Raw genomic sequence first — 3,801 nt, forward strand, 5'->3', positions numbered from 1 at the left:
CAATGTTTTTCAGAATAATGAATTCTGCTTTCATTGTCTTAAAATCTTTTACGAAAGATTGCCCCCCTGAAACTCTGATGTGCTATGATTATCACATAGATTAGAATGAAATGAGGTGTCACATTGAAAGTAAGCATTGCACAAATCGACATCGCTTATGGAAATGTTTCCAGAAATTACGAACGGACGGAAAATGCCCTGCGAAAATCCCTGGACGATCATCCGGACGTCATCGTTTTGCCGGAAATGTGGAATACCGGTTATGCGTTGGACCAACTTGATGAACTGGCAGACGAAAACGGCGAGCGGACAAGGAATTTCCTTTCTGCATTTGCCAAAAAACATGACGTCAATATCGTCGGAGGCTCTTGTGCCGTCAAACGCCAAGGCAAATTTTGGAACACCGCTTATGATTTTGACAGAAAAGGGCAGCTGATCAACGAATACGACAAGGTTCATCTCTTTGGACTCATGCAGGAAGACCGGTTTATCGCTCCGGGAAATTCTGAGAGCAGTTTTGAAATCGATGGCATAAAATCGAGCTGCGTCATCTGCTATGACATCCGCTTCCCCGAATGGGAGCGGAAGCTGATGTCCGGTGGAGCGGAAATTCTGTTCGTTTCCGCTCAGTGGCCTGACGTCCGCATCAGGCAATGGGAGATCCTGCTTCGCGCACGGGCAATCGAGAATCAGGCCTTTGTCGTTGCAGCCAACCGGGTCGGGGACGCTCCCGACGACCATTTCAACGGGCACAGTCTCATCATTGACCCGTTCGGAGAAGTCATTGCCGACGGAAACAGCGGAAAAGAGGAAATAATAACGGCAGAACTCGATCTGAGCCTTGTCAGAAAGGCCCGTGGCAGCATCCCGGTCTTCGACGACCGCCGAACCGAACTTTACTAGATGCTGCAGCAGCGCCCTTCAGCTTCATCCAGGCGCTGACATCCAAAAAAGGCGGAGGCCCCGCAACGGGAGTCTCCGCCTTTCATTTTCATACGAGTCAAATCAGTTGCCTGTGAAGCTCTGCATGACGTCCTGCAGCTTGTCTCCTGCAATGCTGCCAAGCACAAGGAATGTGATGAACAGCACGATGATGTTTGCAATCATCAGCAGTGTGCCCGAATAGACTTTGTTCAAACGACGCTCATTCTGGGCCGCAAAAACAAGAGCCACGTTCCATTCAAGCCAGGAAGAGGCGAGAAGCAGCATGGCCAGCAGCGCAACGGACGGCGAGCTTGCCACGATGAAGCCGAACAGGATGAACAGCACGTCGGCAATGAGAATCACATTGCTGTAATGAGCAACCCTGTTCGTGAATGCCAGGAAGCCTCCTTCTTCATGCCCGTGGAACAGGTAGGCGATTCCGACCATCACCAGGGATGCGCAGATGAACACGATAAATCCCGTAAGGTAGAAGCCAAATCCCATTCCGGACGATGAATAGGATGAGCCGCCGAATACGCTCGAAACCGAGCTGACCGCGGCATTCACCACCGAATTGATGTATCTGCCGATGCCGACAATCAGGAACAAAGACTCCAGCGCAAGCGAAACAATTCCGGCATATCTGCCCGTCATCTGCACCTCCGTCGGATTCTTCCACGACGTGACGAGCCAGTTCCAATAGCCCGTCGCATTCTTCTTCAGCTCGTCCGTGTCAATCTGCGAAACGGCCCCAGAGACCCTTGAGGCAACGTCCTTTTCCTGTTCAGTCTTCTTTTCTTCCTTCTTGTTTTCTTCTCCCATTTCAATCTCTCCTTTGTATGCCTTGAAAATGCAGTGCCTGAATAAGACACTGCTGCCTCAACTTACTTGACCTTGATGCCGTTTGCGGCAAGGTTGTGCTGAAGCACCTCAAGCGAACTGTCTTCTGTCGACACTGTGCCGTTGTCTTCTGTATCAATGCTGTCAATGTTTGTATGGTCGCCTTCAATCGAAACGTTGCCGACGGTGACCTCGACCACACTGGTATTGTTGTCATTTGCTTCATCGTCTTCATCATAATCAAACTTGACAGTGTAGAGAGCGACAATCGTAATCTTGTCTTTTCTGGATGCCTTCAGACCCGTCGTGTCGTTCAGCTCAACTGATGTGTCGCTTTCGTCGCTGTAGTCGGAGTATGCGGACGTCGGCACGAAGTACATGTTGATGAACGTGTTGACATACTTTTCGATTTTATCGTAAGGGTACTGATCGTTGACAAGTGAATCCGTGACCTTCTTGATTTCGTCAAGGTCCTTTGTGGCAGTGAGTTCCTTCAGTCCCTGAACCGTATATGTAAATTCCTTCTTGCCCTGGAAATCGATTTTCTCGTCGCTTGTGAACTCGGACGGAAGCTTGATCGTCACCTTGTCGCCGTTCTTCAGCGAGCCGTTGTGCTTGATGTGGAAGCTGACGGAGCCCTTGTACTTCTTGCTTGTGATGGCAATCAGTCCCTTGCCGTTGTAACCGTATGCCTGAACATCGAGATTCTTCGCAATGTCCTTTGCGCTGACCTTCTTCGTCTTCTTGAGTCCCTTGACGGTGTACGTCTTCGTTTCCTCCTTGACCGGATTGTCCTTGTCACCGGTCTTGATTGTAATCCTGACCTTGTCGCCGTTCTTAAGATTTTCCTTATTGCTTGACCGGATTTTGATTTCCTTCATCCAGCGCTCAACCTTTACGAGACTGTCCCGCTCATCTGACGTGGCATCCTTCTCCAGATCGTAGTCTGCGGCATTGGTTTCGACAACATCCTTGAGCTTTTCCGTCAGATAGTCGTCAAGCTTGGCCTTCTTGGCCATGATGTCAATCATGTTGCTTGTTATCTTCTTTGAGTCACCTTCCATATAGCCGTGACCGTCATATCCCTTGAATGTCACCTTGACGCCTTCAAGGACACTCTTCTTCTGCGAACATGCACCGAGCGAAACTGTAACGAGCGCCATCAGAACGATGACGATAAATTTTCTGAAATTCTTCATTATATCCACCTTCTATTATTTTAATCCCTTGACAGTATAGACCTTCGTTTCCTCCTTGATCGGATTCTCCTTGTCGCCGGTCCTGACGATGACCTTGAACTTGTCGCCGTTCTTCAGCCCTGTTTCCCTGCTGTTGGTCATCTTGACTTCCTTGATCCATCGTGAGAACTTGACAAGCGAGTCACGTTCGTCTGACGTGGCGTTCTTTTCCAGACTGCTGAGAGTCACCTCGTCATCCTCTTCATCGTCATACTCGTCATCATCGTCATCGTTTCCGATGAAGTCATCCATGCCGTTCTCCTTGATTCCGTCCTTGATCTTCTCGGTCAGATAGTCATCAAGCTTTGCCTTCTTGGCAAGTGTGTCGACGATGTTGTCAATCAGCTTCTGACCGTCTTCCTTTTCAACCTCCATCGTTCCCTCACCGTTCGCTCCCTTGAACGTAATGTTGACATCCTTGAGAATGCTGGTCTTCATGGAACATGCACCAAGGGTGAGAACGGTCAGAGACATCGCTGCGAAAAACAGCAGTTTCTTCAGTTTCATAACCTTTCATTTCCTCCTCTTTTCATGATTACGCTGAATACTGATAATGGTATCAAGTTTTTTCGAGTCAGTTTTCACCCTTATTTTCAATTTTATGTAAACAAGGCGCCGGATTATCTTTTCCCGGAAGATGAAAAAAGAGGATGGGAAAAAACTATGCCGCAAACAAAAGTCCCGGATGATTTCATCCGGGACTTTGTGTATACGGGATAATCCTTCTGTTACGATGGAAATAATCAAAAAAGGTGTTTCATTTCCATGTATCAAAGCGTCCAAAGGGTGGCATTGCCCG

4 protein-coding genes are annotated in these 3,801 nt (G+C 48.4%); 1 reads left to right on the forward strand and 3 read right to left on the reverse strand.

Annotation, left to right across the window (positions count from 1 at the left end; all coding sequences use genetic code 11):
• Nucleotides 1-123: 123 nt before the first annotated feature.
• Complete coding sequence (locus V7Z60_RS05675) at nt 124-903, forward strand: carbon-nitrogen family hydrolase (protein ID WP_334116879.1); 780 nt, start codon at nt 124-126, stop codon at nt 901-903.
• A gap of 102 nt (nt 904-1,005) precedes the next feature.
• On the opposite strand, the gene V7Z60_RS05680 is transcribed toward V7Z60_RS05675, so the two are convergent.
• The 3 genes from V7Z60_RS05680 to V7Z60_RS05690 all read right to left on the reverse strand — a co-directional run bounded on the left by V7Z60_RS05680 (nt 1,006) and on the right by V7Z60_RS05690 (nt 3,509).
• Nucleotides 1,006-1,746 (reverse strand): DUF6574 domain-containing protein, encoded by a 741-nt coding sequence (locus V7Z60_RS05680; protein WP_334116880.1) that lies wholly within the window; start codon nt 1,744-1,746, stop codon nt 1,006-1,008.
• A gap of 62 nt (nt 1,747-1,808) precedes the next feature.
• Nucleotides 1,809-2,963, reverse strand: a complete 1,155-nt coding sequence (locus V7Z60_RS05685; protein WP_334116881.1) for a hypothetical protein — start codon at nt 2,961-2,963, stop codon at nt 1,809-1,811.
• 15 nt (nt 2,964-2,978) lie between these two features.
• Nucleotides 2,979-3,509 carry a hypothetical protein gene (locus V7Z60_RS05690; RefSeq protein WP_334116882.1) on the reverse strand — a complete coding sequence of 177 codons (531 nt, stop codon included), beginning with the start codon at nt 3,507-3,509 and terminating at the stop codon, nt 2,979-2,981.
• Between the last annotated feature and the right edge of the window lie 292 nt (nt 3,510-3,801).

Source organism: Ligilactobacillus sp. (assembly GCF_036846325.1).
Classification (GTDB): domain Bacteria; phylum Bacillota; class Bacilli; order Lactobacillales; family Lactobacillaceae; genus Ligilactobacillus.

Excerpts from the sequence above, each read along its gene's own strand:
- V7Z60_RS05680 (WP_334116880.1), bottom strand. The coding sequence starts at position 1,746 with ATGGGAGAAGAAAACAAGAAGGAAGAAAAGAAGACTGAACAGGAAAAG.
- V7Z60_RS05690 (WP_334116882.1), bottom strand. The coding sequence starts at position 3,509 with ATGAAACTGAAGAAACTGCTGTTTTTCGCAGCGATGTCTCTGACCGTT.
- V7Z60_RS05685 (WP_334116881.1), bottom strand. The coding sequence starts at position 2,963 with ATGAAGAATTTCAGAAAATTTATCGTCATCGTTCTGATGGCGCTCGTT.